The organism is Pseudomonas sp. EL_65y_Pfl1_R83, assembly GCF_963970695.1.
Classification (GTDB): Bacteria; Pseudomonadota; Gammaproteobacteria; order Pseudomonadales; family Pseudomonadaceae; genus Aquipseudomonas; species Aquipseudomonas tritici.
In genome coordinates this window covers 169,017-192,518 of the sequence record NZ_CAXAQI010000003.1, presented here as the reverse complement: position 1 = coordinate 192,518, position 23,502 = coordinate 169,017, and the positions used below count along the sequence as shown (strand labels likewise).

The 23,502-nt window shown below is 59.6% G+C and carries 24 protein-coding genes; 8 read left to right on the top strand and 16 right to left on the bottom strand.

Annotated features, from left to right (window positions below; genetic code table 11):
* Nucleotides 1–24 precede the first annotated feature (24 nt).
* From rng to mreB, 5 genes are all read right to left on the bottom strand, one after another.
* Nucleotides 25–1,482, bottom strand: coding sequence for a ribonuclease G (gene rng / locus AACY08_RS05290; RefSeq protein ID WP_339468466.1), 1,458 nt, complete (start codon nt 1,480–1,482; stop codon nt 25–27).
* Nucleotides 1,483–1,553: 71 nt separating this feature from the next.
* Nucleotides 1,554–2,150: a Maf family protein gene (locus tag AACY08_RS05285; protein ID WP_339468465.1), complete on the bottom strand. Its 597-nt coding sequence runs from the start codon at nt 2,148–2,150 to the stop codon at nt 1,554–1,556.
* Between the two features lie 51 nt (nt 2,151–2,201).
* Nucleotides 2,202–2,690 carry a rod shape-determining protein MreD gene (gene mreD / locus AACY08_RS05280; protein WP_339468464.1) on the bottom strand — a complete coding sequence of 163 codons (489 nt, stop codon included), beginning with the start codon at nt 2,688–2,690 and terminating at the stop codon, nt 2,202–2,204.
* The gene (mreC, locus tag AACY08_RS05275; protein ID WP_339468671.1) at nt 2,690–3,814 is read right to left on the bottom strand and encodes a rod shape-determining protein MreC; all 1,125 of its coding nucleotides are present in this window, start codon (nt 3,812–3,814) and stop codon (nt 2,690–2,692) included. The genes mreD and mreC overlap by 1 nt, the downstream gene beginning before the upstream one ends.
* A 140-nt stretch (nt 3,815–3,954) precedes the next feature.
* Nucleotides 3,955–4,992, bottom strand: a complete 1,038-nt coding sequence (gene mreB, locus AACY08_RS05270) for a rod shape-determining protein MreB (protein WP_002555108.1) — start codon at nt 4,990–4,992, stop codon at nt 3,955–3,957.
* Nucleotides 4,993–5,202: 210 nt separating this feature from the next.
* On the opposite strand from mreB, the gene gatC reads away from it, so the two are divergent.
* The 6 genes from gatC (at nt 5,203) to AACY08_RS05240 (ending at nt 10,428) form a co-directional block, all read left to right on the top strand.
* On the top strand, nt 5,203–5,490 hold the full coding sequence (gatC, locus tag AACY08_RS05265) for an Asp-tRNA(Asn)/Glu-tRNA(Gln) amidotransferase subunit GatC (protein ID WP_049709995.1): 288 nt from the start codon (nt 5,203–5,205) through the stop codon (nt 5,488–5,490).
* A 16-nt stretch (nt 5,491–5,506) separates the two neighbouring features.
* Nucleotides 5,507–6,958: an Asp-tRNA(Asn)/Glu-tRNA(Gln) amidotransferase subunit GatA gene (gene gatA, locus AACY08_RS05260; protein ID WP_339468463.1), complete on the top strand. Its 1,452-nt coding sequence runs from the start codon at nt 5,507–5,509 to the stop codon at nt 6,956–6,958.
* A 10-nt stretch (nt 6,959–6,968) separates the two neighbouring features.
* Nucleotides 6,969–8,414, top strand: coding sequence for an Asp-tRNA(Asn)/Glu-tRNA(Gln) amidotransferase subunit GatB (gene gatB / locus AACY08_RS05255; protein WP_339417480.1), 1,446 nt, complete (start codon nt 6,969–6,971; stop codon nt 8,412–8,414).
* Between the two features lie 157 nt (nt 8,415–8,571).
* Complete coding sequence (locus tag AACY08_RS05250; protein WP_339468462.1) at nt 8,572–8,943, top strand: septal ring lytic transglycosylase RlpA family protein; 372 nt, start codon at nt 8,572–8,574, stop codon at nt 8,941–8,943.
* Nucleotides 8,944–9,001: 58 nt separating this feature from the next.
* Nucleotides 9,002–10,048: a calcium/sodium antiporter gene (locus AACY08_RS05245; RefSeq protein WP_339468461.1), complete on the top strand. Its 1,047-nt coding sequence runs from the start codon at nt 9,002–9,004 to the stop codon at nt 10,046–10,048.
* The gene (locus tag AACY08_RS05240; RefSeq protein ID WP_339417475.1) at nt 10,045–10,428 is read left to right on the top strand and encodes a carboxymuconolactone decarboxylase family protein; all 384 of its coding nucleotides are present in this window, start codon (nt 10,045–10,047) and stop codon (nt 10,426–10,428) included. Before AACY08_RS05245 ends, AACY08_RS05240 begins: the two co-directional genes overlap by 4 nt.
* 51 nt (nt 10,429–10,479) lie before the next feature.
* On the opposite strand, the gene AACY08_RS05235 is transcribed toward AACY08_RS05240, so the two are convergent.
* The 5 genes from AACY08_RS05235 to kdgD all read right to left on the bottom strand — a co-directional run bounded on the left by AACY08_RS05235 (nt 10,480) and on the right by kdgD (nt 17,038).
* Nucleotides 10,480–11,421, bottom strand: coding sequence for an AEC family transporter (locus AACY08_RS05235; RefSeq protein WP_339468460.1), 942 nt, complete (start codon nt 11,419–11,421; stop codon nt 10,480–10,482).
* A 176-nt stretch (nt 11,422–11,597) separates the two neighbouring features.
* The gene (gene garD / locus AACY08_RS05230) at nt 11,598–13,151 is read right to left on the bottom strand and encodes a galactarate dehydratase (protein WP_339468459.1); all 1,554 of its coding nucleotides are present in this window, start codon (nt 13,149–13,151) and stop codon (nt 11,598–11,600) included.
* 11 nt (nt 13,152–13,162) lie between these two features.
* Nucleotides 13,163–14,527: an MFS transporter gene (locus AACY08_RS05225; protein WP_339417471.1), complete on the bottom strand. Its 1,365-nt coding sequence runs from the start codon at nt 14,525–14,527 to the stop codon at nt 13,163–13,165.
* Between the two features lie 99 nt (nt 14,528–14,626).
* Nucleotides 14,627–16,072: an aldehyde dehydrogenase family protein gene (locus tag AACY08_RS05220; RefSeq protein ID WP_339468458.1), complete on the bottom strand. Its 1,446-nt coding sequence runs from the start codon at nt 16,070–16,072 to the stop codon at nt 14,627–14,629.
* A 54-nt stretch (nt 16,073–16,126) separates the two neighbouring features.
* Nucleotides 16,127–17,038 carry a 5-dehydro-4-deoxyglucarate dehydratase gene (kdgD, locus tag AACY08_RS05215; RefSeq protein WP_049710004.1) on the bottom strand — a complete coding sequence of 304 codons (912 nt, stop codon included), beginning with the start codon at nt 17,036–17,038 and terminating at the stop codon, nt 16,127–16,129.
* A 233-nt stretch (nt 17,039–17,271) separates the two neighbouring features.
* Between kdgD and AACY08_RS05210 the strand changes: the two genes are divergently transcribed.
* Nucleotides 17,272–18,429: a phospholipase gene (locus AACY08_RS05210; RefSeq protein WP_339468457.1), complete on the top strand. Its 1,158-nt coding sequence runs from the start codon at nt 17,272–17,274 to the stop codon at nt 18,427–18,429.
* 150 nt (nt 18,430–18,579) lie between these two features.
* Nucleotides 18,580–18,771: a hypothetical protein gene (locus tag AACY08_RS05205; protein WP_339468456.1), complete on the top strand. Its 192-nt coding sequence runs from the start codon at nt 18,580–18,582 to the stop codon at nt 18,769–18,771.
* 9 nt (nt 18,772–18,780) lie between these two features.
* Here AACY08_RS05205 and AACY08_RS05200 read toward each other — a convergent pair whose 3' ends face one another.
* The 6 genes from AACY08_RS05200 to petA all read right to left on the bottom strand — a co-directional run bounded on the left by AACY08_RS05200 (nt 18,781) and on the right by petA (nt 23,476).
* Entirely contained in the window at nt 18,781–19,530 is a 750-nt protein-coding gene (locus tag AACY08_RS05200; protein WP_339468455.1) for a FadR/GntR family transcriptional regulator, read from the bottom strand.
* Nucleotides 19,531–19,688: 158 nt separating this feature from the next.
* Entirely contained in the window at nt 19,689–20,108 is a 420-nt protein-coding gene (locus tag AACY08_RS05195; RefSeq protein ID WP_339417464.1) for a ClpXP protease specificity-enhancing factor, read from the bottom strand.
* Nucleotides 20,109–20,125: 17 nt separating this feature from the next.
* A complete protein-coding gene (locus tag AACY08_RS05190) occupies nt 20,126–20,743 on the bottom strand; it encodes a glutathione S-transferase N-terminal domain-containing protein (protein WP_339417462.1) in 618 nt (205 codons plus the stop codon).
* Nucleotides 20,744–20,892: 149 nt separating this feature from the next.
* Nucleotides 20,893–21,672, bottom strand: a complete 780-nt coding sequence (locus AACY08_RS05185; RefSeq protein ID WP_065879619.1) for a cytochrome c1 — start codon at nt 21,670–21,672, stop codon at nt 20,893–20,895.
* Entirely contained in the window at nt 21,672–22,883 is a 1,212-nt protein-coding gene (locus AACY08_RS05180; RefSeq protein ID WP_032877803.1) for a cytochrome b, read from the bottom strand. The genes AACY08_RS05185 and AACY08_RS05180 overlap by 1 nt, the downstream gene beginning before the upstream one ends.
* On the bottom strand, nt 22,880–23,476 hold the full coding sequence (gene petA, locus AACY08_RS05175; protein ID WP_339417458.1) for a ubiquinol-cytochrome c reductase iron-sulfur subunit: 597 nt from the start codon (nt 23,474–23,476) through the stop codon (nt 22,880–22,882). Before petA ends, AACY08_RS05180 begins: the two co-directional genes overlap by 4 nt.
* Nucleotides 23,477–23,502: the final 26 nt, after the last annotated feature.

The following is a 23,502-nucleotide window of genomic DNA, read 5'->3' as shown; positions in this document are numbered from 1 at the left end:
GCATAAAAAGAAAACGATTGGGGATCAGAGCAGCACCACGTCGTATTGTTCCTGGGAATACATGGTTTCAACCTGGAAGCGTATCGTGCGCCCGATAAACCCTTCCAGTTCGGCAACGTTGCCGGACTCTTCGTCCAGCAGCCGGTCCACCACTTTTTGGTTGGCTAGCACTCTATAACCTTCGGCCTGGTAGGCACGTGCCTCTCGTAGGATTTCGCGGAAAATCTCGTAGCAAACCGTTTCCGGGGTCTTCAATTTACCGCGTCCCTGGCAGCTGCTGCACGGCTCGCACAGCACCTGCTCAAGGCTTTCGCGGGTGCGCTTGCGGGTCATTTGCACCAGGCCCAACTCGGTAATGCCGATGATGTTGGTCTTGGCGTGATCGCGCTCCAACTGCTTCTCGAGGGTACGCAGCACCTGGCGCTGGTGCTCTTCATCTTCCATGTCGATGAAATCGATGATGATGATCCCGCCCAGGTTGCGCAGGCGCATCTGGCGGGCAATCGCGGTGGCCGCTTCGAGGTTGGTCTTGAAAATGGTTTCTTCAAGGTTGCGATGACCAACAAATGCGCCGGTGTTGACGTCGATGGTGGTCATGGCTTCTGCCGGGTCCACCACCAGGTAGCCGCCGGATTTGAGCGGCACCTTGCGTTCCAGGGCTTTCTGGATTTCGTCTTCGACGCCATACAGGTCGAAGATCGGCCGCTCGCCGGGGTAGTGTTCCAGGCGGTCGGCAATTTCCGGCATCAATTCGGCAACGAATTGCGTGGTGCGCTGGAAAGTTTCCCGCGAGTCGATGCGAATTTTCTCAATCTTGGGGCTGACCAAGTCGCGCAACGTACGCAGGGCCAGGCCCAAGTCTTCATAAATAACGCTGGGCGCACTGATGGTCTTGATCTGGGCATCGATCTGGTCCCACAGGCGTCGCAGGTAGCGGATGTCCATGAGGATCTCATCGGCACCAGCGCCTTCAGCGGCGGTGCGCAGGATAAACCCACCGGCTTCCTTGATGCCCTCGGCCGCCACGCAGTCGCTGACCACCTTTTTCAGGCGCTCGCGCTCGGCTTCGTCCTCGATCTTCAGGGAAATGCCGACATGCGCGGTACGCGGCATGTACACCAGGTAACGCGACGGAATCGACAGCTGAGTGGTCAGGCGTGCGCCCTTCGAGCCGATGGGGTCCTTGGTGACTTGCACCACCAGGCTCTGCCCTTCATGCACCAGGGCGCTGATACTTTCGACCGCCGGGCCTTCGCGCAGGGAAATCTCGGAGGCATGGATAAACGCAGCTCGGTCCAGGCCGATATCGACAAATGCCGCCTGCATCCCCGGCAATACCCGCACTACCTTGCCTTTGAAGATATTGCCGACGATACCGCGCCTCTGGGTGCGCTCCACGTGCACTTCTTGCAGAACACCGTTCTCTACCACCGCCACGCGCGATTCCATCGGCGTGATATTGATCAGAATCTCTTCACTCATGGCTAGGTCTCGTTCAGGCGTTTTCACAATAGTGACCGGTCGCTTAAGGCTGGGCGCGCAAGTAAAGGCGTTCAGCGCGCGGTAAGGTTTTGCCAACAGGGTATGCCGAATTGGTCGAGCAGTTGCGCGGTTTCGCACACCGGCAGCCCTACCACGGCGGAATAACTGCCATTGAGGCCGGCGACAAACACCGAACCCAACCCTTGGATAGCATAGCTGCCTGCTTTGTCCTGAGGTTCACCGCTGTGCCAGTAGGTTGTAGCCTCCTCGACAGAAATCCCACGAAAAAGGACACGACTGCTGACACATCGGGTTTCGCAACGCTGGCCGTCGGTAAGGGATATGGCAGTGAGCACTTCGTGTTCACGCCCCGACAGGGCCATCAACATCGCCAAGGCATCGGCTTGGTCCGCGGGTTTGCCGAGGATTAGGCCCTCGACGATCACCGCAGTATCGGCCCCCAGCACACAGGCGCCAGCAGGGCGTTCAAGCGCAGCAAAACCCGCCGCTGCCTTGCCCCGCGCTAAACGCTCGACGTAGGAAACAGCAGATTCGTTTGAAAGAGGGGTTTCATCAATGGCGGCGCTGACCACGGTGAAGGGCACACCGATCTGGGTCAGCAGTTCACGCCGCCTCGGTGAGCCCGAGGCCAGGTAAAGCGAGTTCATTGCAGACTCTCCCTGTAGGGTTCGATAACCAGGCAGAGCCTCGCAATCCATTCAATTGATCTTATAGCGACGACACAACCCACGCAGGCCGAAACTGATCCATGGCCACAGCAAGGCGCTGACCAGGGCCGGCAACACCAGCGCAAGGGTCGGCTGCCGGTTACCGGTCAAGGCGCTTAGCCACAGCTGAACAAGCTGCGCCAGGCCGAAGATAACCAGGATCACCAGGCACTGCTGCCACATCGGGAACATGCGCAGACGCTGCTGCAACGACAGCACCAGGAAAGTGATCAGGGTCAGGATCAACGCGTTCTGGCCCAGCAAGGTGCCATAGAGCACATCTTCCGCCAGACCCAGGAACATGGCGGTGACCATACCGACTTTATGCGGTAGGTTCAGCGACCAGAAAGCCAGCAACAGCGCCAACCAGAGCGGGCGCAAAATTTCCATGAACTGTGGCAGCGGCGAAACGCTGAGCAGCAAACCGATGGCGAAAGTCAGCCAGACAATCCAGCCATTTTGCGAATGAGTACCGGCCATTATTCCTCCCTCTGCCGCGTGGTTGCCGGGGCGGTAGCGGCTGGGCGCGCAGCCGGAGCAGCAGGCGGTTTAGTCGCGGGGGTTGCAGCAGCCGGCGTCGACGCAGGTGGTTTGGTCGCGGCCGGTTTAACCGGGTGCGCCACTGGCTTGACGGGCGTGGCCACAGCCGGAGTCACCGCCGGCAAAGCCGGTGCGGCAGCGGCAGGCTTAGGCGCGGCGGCCGGAATGATCGGCGCCGTGCCGTTCTTCTGGTCCTCCGCTTCCTGAGCCTGGGCGGCGTCGTTGGCACGCTCTTCCGGGGTGCGATTGTCGCTGAACACCAGCAGCAGGTAGCGACTGCGGTTCAAGGCGGCAGTTGGTACGGCACGCACAATGGCGAACGGCTGACCGGAATCGTGGATCACTTCCTTCACCGTCGCCACCGGATAACCCGCCGGGAAACGCTGACCCAGGCCGGAGCTGACCAACAGGTCGCCTTCCTTGATGTCGGCGGTATCGGCCACATGGCGCAGTTCCAGGCGCTCGGGGTTGCCGGTGCCGCTAGCAATCGCACGCAGGCCGTTGCGGTTGACCTGCACTGGAATGCTGTGAGTGGTGTCCGTCAGCAGCAATACCCGCGAGGTGTAGGGCATCAGCTCAACCACCTGGCCCATCAGGCCACGTGCATCAAGCACCGGCTGGCCGAGGACCACACCGTCGCGCTCACCTTTGTTGATGATGATGCGGTGGGTAAAGGGGTTGGGGTCCATGCCGATCAACTCGGCCACTTCGACCTTTTCGTTGACCAACGCGGAGGAATTAAGCAACTCGCGCAGCCGAACATTCTGTTCGGTGAGGGCCGCGAGCTTTTGCATGCGCCCCTGCAACAGCAGGTTTTCGGTCTTGAGTTTTTCGTTCTCGGCAACCAGCTCAGTGCGGCTGCCAAATTGGCTGGCCACGCCCTGGTACAGACGTTGCGGCAGGTCGGTGATCCAGTAAGCCTGCATCAACACCAGCGACATCCGGCTGCGCACGGGCTTAAGCAATGCGAAGCGGGCATCGACCACCATCAGCGCGACCGAAAGCACGACCAGCACCAACAGGCGCACGCCCAATGAGGGGCCTTTGGCGAAAAGCGGTTTAATAGGCCGCTCCTCCCAGACAAATGTTCTCTTTATTCATACGGCATCTAACCGGCCTGGATGCAGATTGAAGAAGATAAACGCCAACAGGCAGCACTGCAAAGTGCTGCCTGTTGGCGAAACATGGGCTTACCAGCAATGACTCATTCGCTGGAGAGCAGGTCCATGGTGTGTTTATCCATCATTTCCAGTGCACGGCCACCGCCACGGGCGACGCAGGTCAGCGGGTCTTCGGCGACGATCACCGGCAGGCCGGTTTCCTGGGCCAGCAGTTTGTCGAGGTCGCGCAGCAAGGCGCCACCACCGGTCAACACCAAGCCACGCTCGGCGATGTCGGAAGCCAATTCCGGCGGCGATTGCTCCAGGGCGCTCTTCACAGCCTGAACAATGGTGGCCAGGGACTCTTGCAGAGCTTCCAGCACTTCATTGGAGTTCAGAGTGAAAGCACGTGGAACGCCTTCGGCCAGGTTGCGACCGCGAACATCAACTTCGCGCACTTCGCCGCCCGGGTAAGCGGTACCGATTTCCTGCTTGATGCGCTCAGCAGTGGACTCACCAATCAGGCTGCCGTAGTTACGACGCACATAGGTGATGATCGCTTCGTCGAAACGGTCGCCGCCTACACGTACGGATTCGGCATACACCACACCGTTCAGGGAAATCAGGGCGATTTCAGTGGTACCACCACCGATATCCACCACCATCGAACCGCGGGCTTCTTCAACCGGCAGGCCGGCACCGATCGCAGCAGCCATTGGCTCTTCGATCAGGAACACTTCGCGGGCACCGGCGCCGAGGGCCGATTCACGGATGGCACGACGCTCAACCTGGGTGGACTTGCACGGAACGCAGATCAGCACACGAGGGCTGGGCTGCAGGAAACTGTTTTCATGAACCTTGTTGATGAAGTACTGCAGCATCTTCTCGCAGACACTGAAGTCAGCGATCACGCCATCTTTCATCGGACGAATGGCGGCAATATTGCCTGGTGTGCGGCCGAGCATGCGCTTGGCCTCGGTGCCGACGGCAACGACACTTTTCTGATTACCATGGGTCCGAATGGCCACAACTGATGGCTCATTCAGGACGATACCGCGCTCGCGCACGTAAATAAGGGTGTTGGCAGTGCCCAGGTCAATGGAAAGATCGCTGGAAAACATGCCACGCAGTTTCTTGAACATGGGAAAGGGACCCTAGGCAACGCGTGGGTAAAAAAGTGCGGCAAACTCTAACAACGACAGGGATTTTGGGCAAGGCGCCAATGTGCTAAATTGGCCGACTTTCTGTGCACCAACCCCCACAATCGCGGCCGTAAGACCGTAGAAATGCGGTAGTGTTCCGACAATCTAACACACGGACAGCCTCCGTTCTGTTTTCCACTGGAGATTCCCATGACACTTGAACGCTCCGACGTGGAAAAAATCGCGCATCTGGCCTCGCTTGGCCTTAATGATGCCGATCTTCCACAGACCACCGCAGCCCTGAACAGTATTCTCGGGCTGGTCGACCAAATGCAGGCCGTGAATACCGACGGCATCGAGCCCCTGGCTCATCCACTGGAAGCCAGCCAGCGCCTGCGCGCAGACGTCGTGACCGAGCATAATAATCGCGAGGCTTACCAGTCCATCGCGCCAGCGGTCGAAAACGGCCTGTACCTGGTTCCGAAAGTCATCGACTAAAGGGAAAGAGCCTGCAATGCATCACATGACTCTGGCCGAGATCGCCCGCGGTCTCGCCGACAAAAAGTTTTCTTCCGAAGAGCTGACCAAGACCCTGCTTGCGCGTATCGCCGAGCTCGATCCAAAGGTTAACAGCTTCATCAGCCTCACCGAAGAGCTGGCCCTGAGCCAGGCCAAGGCTGCCGACGCACGTCGCGCCAACGGTGAAAATGGCGCGCTGCTGGGCGCACCTATTGCCCACAAGGACTTGTTCTGCACCCAGGGCATTCGCACCAGCTGCGGCTCGAAGATGCTCGACAACTTCAAGGCGCCCTACGACGCCACCGTGGTGTCCAAGCTGGCCGCCGCCGGCGCCGTGACCCTGGGCAAGACCAACATGGACGAATTCGCCATGGGGTCGGCCAACGAGTCGAGCTACTACGGCGCAGTGAAAAACCCCTGGAACCTGGACCACGTGCCCGGCGGTTCCTCCGGTGGTTCGGCTGCCGCAGTGGCTGCGCGCTTCCTGCCCGCCGCCACCGCCACCGATACCGGCGGCTCGATTCGCCAGCCGGCCGCGTTCACCAACCTCACCGGTTTGAAGCCGACGTACGGTCGCGTTTCCCGCTGGGGCATGATCGCCTACGCGTCCAGCCTCGATCAGGGTGGCCCGCTGGCACGCACGGCTGAAGACTGCGCGATTTTGTTACAAGGCATGGCAGGGTTCGATAAGCAGGACTCCACCAGCATCGATGAGCCCGTGCCGGACTACAGCGCCAGCCTGAACACCTCGCTCAAAGGCCTGCGCATCGGCGTGCCAAAGGAATACTTCAGCGCCGGCCTCGACCCGCGTATCGCGGAGCTGGTGCACAACAGCGTCAAGACGCTGGAAGGCCTCGGTGCCGTGATCAAAGAAATCAGCCTACCGAACAACCAGCACGCGATTCCAGCGTACTACGTGATCGCCCCGGCAGAAGCGTCATCCAACCTGTCGCGCTTCGATGGCGTGCGCTTCGGCTACCGCTGCGAAAACCCGAAAGACCTCACCGACCTTTATAAGCGCTCGCGTGGCGAAGGCTTCGGTGCCGAAGTGCAACGCCGCATCATGGTCGGCGCCTACGCCCTGTCGGCTGGCTACTACGACGCGTACTACCTCAAGGCGCAGAAAATCCGTCGCCTGGTCAAGAACGACTTCATGGCAGCCTTTGAAAACGTCGACGTGATCCTCGGCCCAACCACGCCGAACCCAGCCTGGAAGATCGGCGCCAAGACCGGCGACCCGATCGCCGAGTACCTGGAAGACCTGTACACCATCACCGCCAACCTCGCGGGCTTGCCGGGCTTGTCCATGCCTGCCGGTTTCGTCGATGGCCTGCCGGTGGGCGTGCAATTGCTCGCCCCGTATTTCCAGGAAGGCCGCCTGCTCAATGTGGCGCACCAGTACCAGTTGAACACTGACTGGCACACCCGCCCCCCTACCGGCTTCTGAGGAGAACACTATGCAATGGGAAGTTGTGATCGGGCTGGAAATTCATACCCAGCTCGCCACCCAATCGAAGATTTTCTCCGGTAGCGCCACCACGTTCGGCTCCGAGCCCAACACACAGGCCAGCCTGGTAGACCTGGGCATGCCCGGCGTACTGCCGGTGCTGAACCAGGAAGCGGTGCGCATGGCGGTGATGTTCGGCCTGGCGATTGACGCCGAGATCGGCCAGCACAACGTGTTCGCGCGCAAGAACTACTTTTACCCGGACCTGCCCAAGGGCTACCAGATCAGCCAGATGGAATTGCCGATCGTCGGCAAGGGCCACCTGGACATACCTCTGGAAGACGGCACCATCAAGCGCGTCGGCGTCACCCGCGCCCACCTGGAAGAAGATGCCGGCAAGAGCCTGCACGAAGAATTCCCGGGCGCGACCGGTATCGACCTGAACCGTGCCGGTACGCCATTGCTGGAAATCGTCTCCGAACCGGACATGCGCAGCGCCAAGGAAGCCGTGGCCTACGTCAAGACGATCCACGCGCTGGTGCGCTACCTAGGCATCTGCGACGGCAACATGGCCGAAGGCTCGCTGCGCTGCGACTGCAACGTGTCGATCCGTCCTAAGGGCCAATCCGAGTACGGCACCCGCTGCGAGATCAAGAACGTCAACTCGTTCCGCTTCATCGAGAAGGCGATCAACAGCGAAGTGCGTCGCCAGATCGAACTGATCGAAGACGGCGGCAAGGTCATCCAACAAACCCGCCTGTACGACCCGAACAAAGACGAAACCCGCGCCATGCGCAGCAAAGAGGAAGCCAACGACTACCGTTACTTCCCCGACCCGGACCTGTTGCCGGTGGTCATCGAGGATTCGTTCCTCAATGACGTGCGCGCCACCCTGCCGGAGTTGCCGCAGCAAAAACGCGAGCGCTTCCAGGAGCAGTTTGGCCTGTCGGTCTACGATGCCAGCGTTTTGGCCTCCAGCCGCGAACAAGCCAACTACTTTGAAAAAGTCGTGAGCATTGCCGGTGACGCCAAGCTGGCGGCCAACTGGGTGATGGTTGAGCTGGGCAGCCTGCTGAACAAGCAGGGCCTGGAAATCGACGAAGCGCCGGTCTCCGCCGAGCAGCTGGGCGGCATGCTGCTGCGCATCAAGGACAACACCATCTCCGGCAAAATCGCCAAGACCGTGTTTGAAGCCATGGCCAGCGGTGAAGGCAGCGCGGACGAGATCATCGAGAAGCGTGGCCTCAAGCAAGTCACCGACAGCGGCGCGATCTCGGCCGTACTCGATGAAATGCTCGCGGCCAATGCCGAGCAGGTCGAGCAATACCGTGCGGCAGACGAAGCCAAGCGCGGCAAGATGTTCGGCTTCTTTGTGGGCCAGGCGATGAAAGCCTCCAAAGGCAAGGCCAACCCGCAACAGGTGAACGAGCTGCTGAAAAGCAAGCTTGAAGGCTGATAGCGATGAATGGTCCGGGCGCAGCTTTCACTTCCAGCCCGGATACCCTGTGGGAGCTGGCTTGCCTGCGATTGCATCACCTCGGTGTTCTTGAGACACCGAGTCGTTTGCATCGCAGGCAAGCCAGCTCCCACATTTGTTATGGGGCATCTTGAAAATGAAGCGTCTACTTGGCCTACTGGCCTTGTTCTCTCTACTGGCCGGTTGCGCCAGCGGCGTCATCAACCCCAACGGCTATGACGAAACCGGCACCGCCTCCTATTACGGCGCCAAACACCACGGCAATAAGACTGCCAGCGGTGAACCCTTCAACCAATACGGCCTGACCGCCGCCCACCGGCGATTACCGTTCGGCACCCAGGTCAAGGTCACCAATCTCGACAACGACAAATCCGTGGTTGTCCGCATCAATGATCGCGGCCCGCACACCCGTGGGCGCTTGATCGATCTTTCACGCAAGGCTGCCGAGCAGTTGGGCATGATCAGCAGCGGTACAGCGCGGGTGCGCGTACAAGCCTTGAGCAACTGACGATGGAGGCCTGGCCATTTTCGGACTAACCGCTCTCTCACCCTGGAGCCTGCTGGAATTGGTCAGCGGCCTCTTGCTGCTGATCATCGGCGCCGAAATCCTGGTGCGCGCCGCCGTGCGCCTGGCCGCAAGCCTCAAGGTACGGCCGCTGATCATCGGCCTGACGATTGTCGCCTTCGGCAGCAGCGCGCCACAGATGACCGTCAGCCTGCAAGCCACCCTGGCGGGCAATACGGACATCGCCGTGGGCAGCGTAATCGGCAGCAGCATCTTCAACATCCTGGTGACCCTGGGCCTGTCGGCGCTGATCATTCCGCTGCGAGTCTCGCGGCAGCTGGTGCGCCTGGACATCCCGGTGATGATCCTGGCCGGGCTGCTGGTGTTTACCCTGGCGGGCAATGAAGAACTTACCCCAACCGACGGCCTGTTGCTGCTCGTGGCCCTGGCCGCTTACCTCGGCGTTTTGCACTACCAGACCCGTCACTCTCGCCGCCCACGCACGCTGGATACAGTGGCCCGCGCGCCCTGGCTGAGCAGCGTGCTGCAGATGCTCAGCGGGTTGTTGATCCTGGTGCTGGCCGGGCATTTGCTGCTGGGCGCAGCGGTGGATGTGGCGGGCGATCTGGGCCTGTCGGAGCGCGTGATTGGCCTGACGCTGATCGGCGTCGGCACCTCGCTGCCGTGCCTGGCGACTTCGCTGATTGCCGCCCTGCGCGGGCAGCGGGAAATTGCCGTGGGCAACGTGATCGGCAGCAACCTGTTCAACCTGCTTGGCGTCTTGGGCTTGACCGCCGTGCTCGCCCCTTCGCCGCTGTCAGTATCGCCCAACGCTCTGGACTTCGACCTGCCGGTGATGCTGGCTGTCGTGGTCCTGTGCCTGCCGATGTTCTATACCGGCTACCGCCTGACTCGCGCCGAAGGCCTGGTGCTGCTGGGCCTATACCTGGCCTACGGGCTGCACGTAATGGCGTTCACCACCGGTATGCCACTGGCCAACAAGCTTGAACAACTGATGGTGTTTTATGTCCTGCCAGTGCTGGTGGCTTTTCTGTTGTTCAGCACGCTGCGAGCCTGGCGCCGCCAACACAAGAGGGAATCGCAATGACCGATCAGAAAAAGCCCGGGGTTGAAATGCGTCGCCAGGTCATGGGCGATGTGTTCGTCGACCGCGCCCTGGGCAATGCCACTGAGTTCACCCAGCCGCTGCAGGACTTCGTCAACGAACATGCCTGGGGCAGTGTGTGGAACCGCGAAGGTTTATCGCTGAAAACCCGCAGCCTGATCACCCTCGCCGCCCTGACCGCGCTGAAGTGCCCGCAGGAACTCAAGGGCCACGTGCGGGGCGCACTGAATAATGGTTGTACGGTGGAAGAGATCCGCGAGGCGCTGCTGCATTGCGCGGTGTATGCCGGTGTGCCGGCGGCGATTGATGCGTTTCGGGCGGCGCAGGAAGTGATTGAGGCGTATCAGGCCGATAAGCAGTGACTGTCAGATAGCGGGCTTGCCTGCGATTGGCCCTGAACCACACCACCGATCTCAGATCCAACCACCGGCCTGCAACACAAAGATCCCGATATTCGTAGTCACCGCCGCTATCAGCGTGGTGATTACGATAATCGCCGCCGCCAATTCATGGTTACCGTCAGCTGCCCTCGCCATCACGAAGCTTGCAGCGGCAGTCGGTGCGCCGAAGTACAGGAACAGAATCCCCAACTCTGGCCCTCGGAAGCCAAGCCACCATGCCCCCAGAGTGGCGACGACCGGGAGCCAGACCATTTTCATCAAGCTCGCGCTCAACGCCATGTTGCCGCTCTTGCGCAGCGCCGCCAAGGACAACGTGCCGCCAATGCAGATCAACGCCAGTGGCAACGTAGTGTCTGCCAGGTACTGCAGAGATTTTTCCAGCCAGCCCGGCAGGCCGATCTGAAAATAGGCGAACGGCGCAGCCACGATCACACTGATGATCAGCGGGTTGGCCGCCACACTTTTGAAGATGCTCCATGGGTCGGACTTGATCACCGGGCTGTACACCGCCAGCACAATGGTCGACAGCGTGTTGTAGAACAGGATCACCAGCGCCGCGAGGATCGCACCGAGGGAGATGCCGTAGTCGCCGTACATACTGGCCGCGAGCGCCAGGCCGATCACCCCGTTGTTGCCGCGAAACGCGCCTTGGGTGTAGATGCCTCGGTCTTCACGCTTGCATCTAAAGATCGCCCAGCCCCAAGCCAGGGCAAAGCTGAGCAAGGTGGCGACGGAAAAGTAAATCAGCAAGCCCGGCTTGAGCGCCGAATGCAGGTCGGCATGCAGGATGCCGAGGAACAGCAACGCCGGCATGGTGACGTTGAACACCAGGGATGAAGCCGTGTGGATAAAGTTGTCGTTGATCCAGTGGATGCGCTTGAGCAGCACACCGAGAAACAGCATGGTAAACACCGGCGCGGTGATGGTGAGGGTGGTGAGGAAAATTGCCAGCATGCCGGGGAGAACCTTGGTGAGCGTCGTTAGGTGGCTAATGATAAGCCAGTGTGGGCCGCTTCGTCTGGTCTACCGCTTTCGCGAGCAAGCCCGCCCCCACATTTTGACCGCATTCCTCCAGCATGAACGCGGTCGAATGTGGGAGCGGGCTTGCTCGCGAAGCTGGCGACTCGGTCTCAAGTAATAGGCGCAGGGTTAAACAAGGTGATGTCGTTATGCAGCTTGTGATGCTCGGCCCACGTCTGCTTTTTGCCGCTGGCCACATCCAGGTAGAAGTGAAACAACTCCCAACCCAACTCCTCGATGCTCGCGCGCCCAGTGGCAATACGCCCGGCGTCGATATCGATGAGGTCGGGCCAGCGCTGCGCCAGCTCCGTACGGGTCGACACCTTCACCACCGGCGCCATCGCCAGCCCATAAGGCGTGCCACGCCCGGTGGTGAACACATGCAGGTTCATCCCCGCCGCCAGTTGCAAGGTACCGCACACAAAGTCACTGGCCGGCGTGGCGCAAAAGATCAGGCCCTTGCCCTTGAAACGCTCGCCCGGGCCCAGTACACCATTAATTGCGCTGCTGCCGGATTTGACGATAGAGCCCAAGGACTTCTCGACGATGTTCGACAAGCCGCCCTTCTTGTTGCCCGGCGTGGTGTTGGCACTGCGATCCGCTTCGCCCTTGGCCAGGTAACGGTCGTACCAGTCCATTTCCCTGACCAGTTCCTGGGCAACTTCCTTGCTCTCTGCACGCGAAGTCAGCAGGTAGATGGCATCACGGACTTCAGTGACTTCGGAAAACATCACCGTCGCCCCCGCCCGCAACAGCAAATCCGAGGCGTAGCCCAGTGCCGGGTTGGCGGTGATGCCGGAAAATGCATCGCTGCCACCACACTGCATGCCCAGGATCAGCTCGGACGCCGGCACGGTTTCCCGGCGACGCTGATCGAGTTTCTTCAGGCGCGTCTCGGCCAGCGCCATGATCTGCTCGATCATTTCGGTGAAACCGTGGCTGGAGTCCTGCAGCCGATACAGCCACGGCTCGCTGAGGTCGACGGAGCTGTCGTTATCGTGCATGACCTGCCCGGCCTGCAATTTCTCACAGCCCAGACTGATCACGAGTGCTTCGCCCCCCAGGTTCGGGTTGCGCGCCAGGTTGCGCACGGTACGGATCGGGATGTAGGCATCCGTCGCCGTGATCGCCACCCCGCAGCCGTAGCTGTGGGTCAGCGCCACTACGTCGTCGACATGTTGGTACTTGGGCAGCAACTCATCCTTGATGCGCTTGACCGCATGGTCCAGCACCCCGGTGACGCACTGCACCGTAGTGGTGATGCCGAGGATATTGCGCGTGCCCACGGTGCCGTCGGCATTGCGGTATCCCTCGAACGTAAACCCTTCCAGCGGCGCCTGGGTCTCAGGCACCTCGGTGGACAGCGGCAAGCTGTCCAGCGGCGGCGCGGTCGGCATGCGCAGTTGATCTTCCTGCACCCAACTGCCGCGCGGAATCGGCGCCAAGGCGTAACCGATGGTCTGGCCGTAGCGAATTATCTGACCGCCTTCAGGGATATCTTCCAAGGTCACCTTGTGGCTCTGGGGGATGAAATCCACGGTCACCAGGCCATCCGGAAACTCCGTCCCGGCCGGTACACCCTGGTCATTGACCACGATCACCACGTTGTCGCGCTCGTGCAAACGAATCGAGCGCGGCGAGTCGGCATGTTCAATCAACTGCATTACATCGCCCCTCAGGAATGCGCTTCGGTAAGGTTGGTCAGCTCTGGGCCTTTGGCTGGTGGCTCTTTGAGCACCACACGCTTGATCGGACCGACGATGACCAAGTAGCTGAATACCGCCACCAGCGCGTTGGCGCCGACGAACACCAGGGCCCACTTGAACGAACCGGTGGTGGCGATGATGTAGCCGATGACAATCGGGGTGGTGATCGACGCCAGGTTACCGAAGGTGTTGAACAAGCCGCCACTGAGGCCGGCGATTTGTTTCGGCGAAGTGTCGGACACTACCGCCCAACCCAGTGCGCCAACGCCTTTGCCGAAGAAGGCCAACGCCATGAAGCCCACGACCATCCACTCAACGTCAACGTAGTTACACGCGATGATGCTGCTGGAGACCAACAGGCCGGCAATGATCGGCGCTTTGCGCGCGAACGTCAGGGAATGGCCCTTGCGCAGCAGGTAGTCGGAAATCACCCCACCGAGCACGCCACCGATAAACCCGCAGATCGCTGGCAACGAGGCGATGAAACCCGCCTTGAGGATGGTCATGCCACGGTCCTGCACCAGGTACACAGGGAACCACGTCAGGAAGAAATAAGTGATGCCGTTGATGCAGTACTGGCCCAAATAGACGCCGAGCATCATGCGGTTGGTCAGCAGCTGGCGGATGTAATCCCACTTCGGACCGTCAGTTTTCTTGCCCTTGCCTTTGTCCTGATCCATATCGACCATCGCGCCGTTGGCGGCGATGTGATTGAGCTCTGCTTCGTTGATCAGCGGGTGCTGGCGCGGGCTGTGGATAACTTTCAGCCAGATCAGCGAGAAGGTAATGCCGATCACGCCCATCACGATAAACACGTGCTGCCAGCCAAAGCGGTAGACGATCCAGCCCATCAGTGGCGCGAACAACACAGTGGCAAAGTACTGCGCTGAGTTGAAGATCGCCGAGGCGGTACCGCGCTCTGCGGTAGGGAACCACGCTGCCACGATACGTGCGTTACCGGGGAAGGATGGCGCTTCGGCCAGGCCCACCATGAAGCGCAGCATAAACAGCGCAACAACGGCGGTGGAGACGCCGAACTCACCGACATAGCCTTGCAGCACGGTGAACAGTGACCAGGTGAAGATGCTCAGGGCATAGACTTTTTTCGAGCCGAAACGGTCCAGCAGCCAGCCGCCGGGGATTTGCCCGGCCACGTAGGCCCAACCGAATGCGGAGAAGATGTAACCGAGGGTGACCGCGTCGATACCGAGGTCTTTTTGCAGGCTGGAGCCTGCGATGGCGATGGTGGCCCGGTCGGCGTAGTTGATCGTGGTCACCAGGAACAGCATGAGCAGGATCAAATAGCGGACGTGGGTCGGCTTGGTCGCTTGCATGTAGAAGTACTCCCACTAATTATTTTTTTTGCGGGTAATGGTTTTCTGTTTTTTTGTTGGGGGAGCCAGCAGGCATCTGGCCCCCACCTGGTGTCGCTGTTACGAACCGATGTAGCTGGTCTTCACCACGGTGTAGAACTCTTGTGCATAGCGACCTTGCTCACGCGAACCATAGGATGAGCCCTTACGGCCACCGAATGGAACGTGATAATCCACACCCGCGGTTGGCAGGTTGACCATCACCATCCCGGCCTGGGAGTGGCGTTTGAAGTGGTTGGCGTACTTCAGCGAAGTAGTGGCAATGCCCGCCGACAAACCGAACTCGGTGTCGTTGGCCATGGCCAGCGCCGCTTCGTAGTCCGCCACGCGCACAACGTTGGCGACTGGGCCAAAGATTTCTTCACGGCTGATGCGCATGGCGGCTTCGCTGTCGGCAAACAGCGTCGGCGCCAGGTAGTAGCCTTCGGTATCACAGGTCACCAGGCCGCCACCGCTGACCAGCCGCGCACCTTCACTTTGGCCGATGTCGATGTACTTGAGGTCCTGGTCCAACTGGGCCTGGGAAACGACCGGGCCGATATCGGTGCCGCTTTTCAAGGCGTGGCCGACTTTGATCGACTTCATGCGCTCAGCCATGGCCGCGACGAACTGGTCGTGAATACCGGCGGTGACGATCAAGCGGCTGGAGGCGGTGCAACGCTGGCCGGTGGAGTAGAACGCGCTCTGTACCGAGAGCTCGACGGCCTGCTTGAGGTCGGCGTCGTCGAGGATGATCTGCGGGTTCTTGCCGCCCATTTCCAATTGCACTTTGGCCTGGCGCGAGACACAGCTGACAGCGATCTGGCGACCTACACCGACAGAACCAGTGAAGCTGATGCCATCGACTTTCGGGCTGTTGACCAGCACATCGCCCACCACACGACCGCTGCCCATCACCAGGTTGAATACACCGGCAGGGAAACCGGCGCGCGAGATGATTTCGGCCAGGGCCCAGGCGCAGCCCGGTACCAGTTCAGCAGGTTTGATCACTACGCAGTTGCCGTAGGCCAGGGCTGGGGCGATCTTCCACGCGGGGATGGCAATCGGGAAGTTCCACGGAGTGATCAGGCCGACCACTCCCAAGGCTTCGCGAGTGACCTCAACGTTGACGCCTGGGCGTACCGACGGCACGTAGTCACCGGACAAGCGCAGGCATTCGCCGGCGAAGAACTTGAAAATGTTACCGGCACGGGTCACTTCGCCGATGGCCTCGGGCAGGGTCTTGCCTTCTTCCCGAGCCAGCAAGGTGCCGAGCTCTTCGCGGCGCGCGAGGATTTCGCTGCCGACTTTATCCAAGGCATCGTGGCGCGCTTGAATGCCGGAAGTGGACCAGGCCGGGAACGCCGCGCGAGCAGCATCGATGGCGGCGTTGACTTGGGCGACATCAGCCTTGGCGTATTCACCAATGACATCGGACAACTCCGACGGGTTGACGTTGACGCAATAGTCAGCGCCGGCCACCCATTGGCCGTTGATGTAGTTGTCAAAACGTTGGGCTTGGGACACGAATCTTCTCCTGACGCAAAAGGCCGCTGATTGCTCAGCGGCCTTATAGATAGGTTATTGCGGGCCTTGCTTGTCGATCAGCGCGGCCAGGGCTTCGTACTCTTCCGGCAACAGGTCGGTCAGCGGCGTACGCACCGGGCCGGCGTCATAGCCTGCGATTTTTGCACCGGCCTTGACGATACTCACGGCATAACCGGATTTGCGGTTACGGATGTCCAGGTATGGCAGGAAGAAGTCGTCGATGATTTTGCCAACGGTAGCGTGATCTTCGCGGGCAATCGCGTGATAGAAATCCATCGCGGTTTTCGGGATGAAGTTGAACACCGCCGAGGAGTACACCGGTACGCCCAAGGCCTTGTAGGCAGCGGCGTAAACCTCTGCCGTCGGCAGGCCGCCAAGGTAGCTGAAACGGTCACCCAGGCGACGGCGGATCGACACCATCAACTCAATGTCACCCAGGCCGTCTTTGTAGCCGATCAGGTTCGGACAGCGCTCGGCCAGACGTTCCAGCAGCGGTGCGGTCAGGCGGCAGACATTGCGGTTGTAGACCACCACGCCGATCTTGACCGATTTGCACACCGCTTCAACGTGAGCGGCAACGCCGTCTTGGCTGGCTTCGGTGAGGTAGTGCGGCAGCAACAGCAGGCCTTTGGCCCCCAGACGCTCGGCTTCTTGAGCGTACTCGATAGCTTGTCGGGTCGAACCGCCCACGCCGGCGAGGATCGGCACGCTGGTCGCGCAGGTATCAACGGCGGTTTTCACCACCTGGGAATATTCGCTGGCAGCGAGGGAGAAAAACTCACCAGTGCCGCCGGCCGCGAACAAGGCGGTCGCGCCATACGGTGCCAGCCACTCTAAACGCTTGATGTAGCCCGCCTGGTGAAAGTCTCCCTGGGCATTGAAATCGGTCACCGGGAAAGAGAGCAGACCGTGGGAGAGGATGGACTTCAGTTCTTGTGGATTCATTATTCGAACACCCTGGGTAAAGACTTTCTGTCGAAAGGTTATTGTTGGTTTTGGTGATGTCGTACGTCATCGTACAACTATAAAAATATTCGTCAACTGCAATTCATCAAACTTCATCCGCAAGGTGTTTAGAGCCGCCTTCTTGACGTAGGAAAATTTTCCTCTAAGCTCGCCAATACTGTACGAACATACAGCAATCACGGAAGATTTTTACGACATAGCAAGGAGCTAACATGTCAGGTCTTGAACTCGCGGCACCCGAAAAAAACCCGCCTACCCTACGTTTCGAAGGCGGTGAACACACTGCCATCGGCGATGACACCCTGTTGCGCTTCGTCAAGGACGCACCGGCGATCCCCGCGCGCCAAGTCGAACTGCACCTGCCCAACGGCTTGGCGCTCACCTATGGCCAAGTGATCGCCCTGGGCGGCGACTTCTATGGCATCCCCGGCCAGCCCATCAGCGATGGTGCATCCCCGGCAGAGCGCGTGCAGCGCTTCACTGGCGCTTTCAACTCGCTGGCCGTGCTGCCCGCTTCGCGAGAAGAAGCACACAAGATCCTGGCGGTGATGCAAAAGGAGATCACTGCGGTCAAACAGGCAATAAAGGACGGCAAGCAGGCTCATCAAGCCTATGACGCCCTGGGCGATACGCTGTCTGAGGAATGGAACCGCATCACTGGGGGTGGCAGCGCTGTTTCGGCGCTTGTCCCGTTGGGCCGCTACCTGAAACTGGCGGCGGACAATGCCGACCACTTCGGCGAATGGGCGCTGTCGGCCTATTTGGCGGGGCATACGGCGGCGCTGCAACAAGCCGTGGTGGCTCACCAAACCGGCACCGACCAGGCCCTGGAACTGGCGTATGCCATGAACAGCTTTGCTGATCACTTTTTGACCGATCTGTTTTCCGCAGGCCACTTGCGGGTCCCGCGCAAGCAGTTGGCGGCAGTGGTAACGCCCGGTGAATTGGGCTCGCTGATCAGCCGTTTCATGCACGATGAAGACAGCACGTTCGGGCTCAAGGTGCGCAATGCCCTGGGAGATCAGTGGCACGCTTATGGGGATAAACGCTACTTCGACGCCATCGACGCGGACAACCGGACGCAGGTAAAACGTGCGGTGCAGGCCTCGGCGGATGAGGTCTTCGACACCTTCATCAGTGGTGTTCCGCCCTCCCCGGCCAACTTCAAGGCACCGCTGCATGTGCCGGACCTGAATGCCGCGCAGAACCCGGCGAATAACTTCTCACCGCTGTTTAAGGTAGAGGGTGAAAAGGTGCTGAGGCGCAAGGATGTGAATGACTTGAACGACAAGCACTGGACGAATGATTGGTGGGGGTGGAGTACGTATCTGTTGTTGAGGGACTACACGCCGAATAACCCGCAGCCTTGAGTTGAGCAAAGCCTCATGCGCGTTTGACACCGCTCGTCAGAACTGTGAATTCTGACAGTGTCGCGGCATTTCCAGCCATCCTAAGGTGATTGAGCCCGCACGAGACGTGCGGTGCTCACCCAATCTTCTGTTACTCAATGAGGCTTGATCATGGCGACTAAAATTTCGGTTACATTCAAAGGCCCCAAGAAAAACAGCACTTCGAATATCGACATCAGCGAACTGCCCAACAAAGGAGACCATATCAACCAGGACGGTCACCTTTTTGTCGTTGTGAGTAAAACGTTCTACTCGGAGAACGATGTCATCACTGGCGTTGAGTTCGAGTTGGCTGCTGCCTGATAGGCTTTTCTAAAGGCGCTGCGCCTCCGCCTCCTCATGAGCATGGCGCAGCCGCTCCCGACTATTCGTCAAATGCAACCGCATTGCCGCCCGCGCCGCATCTGAATCCCGGCGCGCAATCGCCTCATAAATTTCTTCGTGCTCGCGGCTCAAACGCCCCATGTAATGCTGCTGGTCATCATGCGCCAAGCGCGCAGAATTCAAACGCGTACGCGGAATGATGCTGGTACCCAGGTGGGTCATGATATCGGTGAAGTAGCGGTTACCGGTCGACAGCGCAATTTCGAGGTGAAACGCAAAATCGGAGGCTACAGCATCGCCGGCATGGGCCGCGCTTTCATTCAGGGCATCGAGCGCCGCACGCATGGCGGCCAGTTGCTCGTCGCTGCGACGCAATGCGGCCAACCCTGCGGACTCCACTTCCAGGCTGATCCGCAATTCCAGAATCGCCAGCACATCACGCAGCGTTACCACCGTGGCCGGGTCGATACGGAAGCCGCTTGGGCTCGGCGTATCCAGCACAAACGTGCCGATACCGTGACGGGTCTCGACCTGCCCCGCCGCCTGCAAGCGTGAGATGGCCTCACGCACCACGGTGCGGCTGACCCCATGGGCATCCATGATCGCCGACTCGGTGGGCAGTTTATCGCCACGCTTGAGCTGACCGTCGCGGATCTGCTCGGACAACACCGTGACCAATTCCTGGGCAAGGCTGCGACGCTTGCGGGGAAGACGAGGGGCGGTGGCAGCGTTATCCATGATGATCCATTTTTCTCGGCGAACTTGAACACGCATCATAGCCCATGGCGGTTGTACGATCACTGCCCGGGCACGACTTTCATTGATATCCTGCGCGCAAAAAAATGCCCCGACACAGATCGAGGCATTTTTGAGGCTCACCCGAGGGTGAAAACCGGTTACTTCACGACTTTCAGGCTCGGCCGGCCGCTAGGGCGCGGTGGCTCGGAATCCGGTGGCGGCAGATCGTCGCCATCTTCTGCTTCGATCGTTTCGTCATCCTCGAAAGGCGACTCCAGATCGAACACCATGCCTTGGCCGTTCTCCCGGGCATAAATGCCGAGGATGGCGCCAGTCGGCACGTAAAGCGTATGCGGTACGCCGCCGAAACGCCCTTCAAAGCTCACGGCTTCGTTGTCCATGTGCAGGTGGCGCACGGCACTCGGCGATACGTTCAGCACAATTTGTCCATCACTGGCAAAACCCTCCGGTACCTGAACCGCAGGAAATTCGGAATTGACCAGCATGTGCGGGGTGCAATCGTTGTCCACAATCCACTCATAGAGCGCGCGGACCAAGTAGGGTCGACTGGAGTTCATCAGCGGCTCCTTAAGCCTTAGCGCATATCGCGTTCGACACCAGACAGACTCGCCTGGAAAGCCTCACGCGCAAACTGGCGCTCCATGTAATCAAGCAGCGGCTTGGCCGGCCGCGGCAGTTCAATACCGAGAATCGGCAAGCGCCAGAGTATCGGTAATAGGCAGCAATCCACCAAGCTTTGTTCCTCGCTGAGGAAAAAAGGTTTGTCGGCGAACAACGGCGAAACACCGGTCAGGCTCTCGCGCAATTCCTTACGCGCCTGCACTCGTGCCGGCTCTTTACTGCGTGTGTCCAGAATCAGATCCACCAGCCCACACCAGTCACGCTGGATCCGATGGATCAGCAGGCGGCTGTTGGCACGCGCCACCGGGTACACCGGCAGCAAAGGTGGATGCGGGTAACGCTCATCCAGGTATTCCATCACCACGGTTGACTCCCACAACGCCAGGTCACGATCGACCAGGGTGGGCAAGCTGCCGTAAGGGTTCACTTCGATCAGTTTCGGTGGGTGGCGACCTGCCTCCACAGTGATGATCTCGGCGCTGACACCCTTCTCTGCGAGCACGATGCGTACTCGGTGGGAATAGTGGTCGGCGGGGTCGGAGTAACAGGCCAACCGGTTGGTCACGCCCATGGCGGTCCTCCTCGCGTGTTGAAATTATCGAAAGCTCAAAAACGAGCGCGCCCAGAGAGCATCTCTATAACGCCTGGCACAACCAGATCGCTACGTGTTCAGAGATGCCGCTGGGCGCGCAAGATTAACAGCAATTGCTTACGGTTGGATCAATGCACATCCTTCCAGTATTCGCGTTTGAGCAGATAGGCGAATACGAAGAAGAAAGCCAGGTACAGCAACACATACGTACCGATGCGCTGATGCTGCAATTTGACCGGGTTGGCAGAGTAGGCCAGGAAGGTCACGAGGTTCTTGACCGTCCCGTCGAACTGCTCCTCAGTCTGGGAACCTGGAGTCTCTATCGTCAGTTGATCGCACGCTTCATGAGTCAAGGGCGTGCCGGTCAACGGATCGTATTGCTTCTTGCCGTCTTCAACGACCTGAATCTGCTTGCATCCTACCACTTGCTTGCCTTGCAGGCCGACCAGAACGTTAGGCATGCCGACGTTCGGGAACACGCGGTTGTTGACCTGGTAAGGACGCGCCGGGTCTTCATAAAAGGATTTCAGGTAGCCATACAGCCAATCGGTACCGCGCACGCGCGCCACCAGGGTCAGGTCAGGCGGTGCAGCACCGAACCAGGCCTTGGCATCCGCAGGCTTCATGCCGATGTTCATGTGGTCGCCGATCTTGGCACCGGTGAACACCAGCTTCTCCAGCATCGTTTCATGAGGAATGCCGAGGTCATCGGCGACACGCTCATAACGCTGGAACTTGGCGCTGTGACAGCCCATGCAGTAGTTGGCGAACGTCCGCGCGCCGTCTTGCAGGGCGGCTTTATCCGAGACGTCGATATCGACTTTTTCCAGTTCCGGGCCGCCGTGTTCGGCAGCGAAGGACAGTAGCGGCAAGGCCGCAAGCATCAATGCAACAAATAACTTTTTCATCAGCCAGTCACCCTTTCCGGAACCGGTTTGGTCTTCTCGAGCCGGGTATAGAACGGCATCAGAATGAAGTAGGCGAAGTACAGGAAGGTGCAGACCTGCGACAGCAACGTACGCTCAGGCGTCGGCGCCAATACGCCCAGCACACCCAGGATCACGAACGAAATGCAGAACACCCACAGCCAGATCTTGCTCAGCCAGCCCTTGTAGCGCATGGACTTGACCGGGCTGCGGTCGAGCCAAGGCAACACGAACAGCACCGCAATGGCCGCGCCCATGGCGATCACGCCCATGAGTTTGTCGGGGATTGCGCGCAAGATTGCGTAGAACGGCGTGAAGTACCAGACCGGGGCAATGTGCTCAGGTGTCTTGAAGGCGTTAGCCTGTTCGAAGTTAGGTTTCTCCAGGAAATAACCGCCCATCTCCGGGAAAAAGAACACGATCGAGCAGAACACGAACAGGAACACCACTACGCCGACAATGTCTTTGACGGTGTAGTAAGGGTGGAACGGAATGCCGTCCAGCGGGATGCCGTTTTCGTCCTTGTGCTTCTTGATGTCCACGCCATCAGGGTTGTTGGAACCCACTTCGTGCAGCGCCAGGATGTGCAGCACTACCAGGCCGAGAATCACGATCGGCAGGGCAACAACGTGCAGCGCAAAGAAGCGGTTCAAGGTAATACCAGAGATCAGGTAGTCACCGCGAATCCACTGGGTCAGGTCGTTGCCGATTACCGGGATCGCGCCGAACAACGAGATGATCACCTGGGCGCCCCAGTACGACATCTGGCCCCAGGGCAGCAGGTAGCCCATGAAGGCTTCGGCCATCAGCGCCAGGTAGATCAGCATGCCAAAGACCCACACCAACTCGCGCGGCTTCTGGTACGAACCGTAGAGCAGGCCACGGAACATGTGCATATACACGACGATAAAGAACGCCGACGCGCCCGTGGAGTGCAGCAGGCGCAGGATCGAGCCGTACTCGACGTCACGCATGATGTATTCGACGGAAGCAAACGCTTCCTCCGCCGACGGCGTGTAGCTCATCGTCAGCCATACGCCGGTGACGATCTGGTTGACCAGCACCAACAGGGCCAGGGAGCCGAAGAAGTAGAAGAAGTTGAAGTTTTTCGGCGCGTAATATTTGCTGAGATGGTCTTCCCACATTTTAGTGGCGGGGAAGCGCGCATCTACCCAATCCATGAACTTACTCATGACGCGTTCTCCTTATCGAGGCCAATGACAATGATGTCGTCAGATTCGTACTCGTGCGGAGGAACCGGCAAGTTCAAAGGCGCAGGCTGGGACTTGTAGACGCGGCCGGCGAGGTCGTAGTGGGAACCGTGGCAGGGGCAGAAATAACCTCCGACCCAATCCTTGCCCAGGTCCACAGGAGCGACTTCCGGGCGGAAGGTCGGCGAGCACCCCAGGTGGGTGCACAGACCAACCACCAGCAGGATCTCTGGCTTGATCGAACGTGCTTCGTTCTTGGCGTAGGCGGGTTGGTCGGACTTCTCGGACTTCGGGTCAGACAACTGGCCCTCGATCTTCTTGAGATTCCCCAGGATTTCCTCTGTACGACGAACAATGAAAACCGGCTGGCCGCGCCATTCAGCAATCATCTGCTGGCCTGGCTCGATTTTGCTGATATTCACCTTCACCGGTGCACCTGCGGCTTTCGCCTTGGCACTGGGAAACCATGACCCCACGAACGGGACCGCAGCCCCCACCGCTCCTGCAGCACCCACCACGGATGTGGCTGCTACCAAGAAGCGACGCCGGCCTGCATTCACGCCGTCATTGCTCATTCAGTCCTCTCCCATCAGCTTTTTGG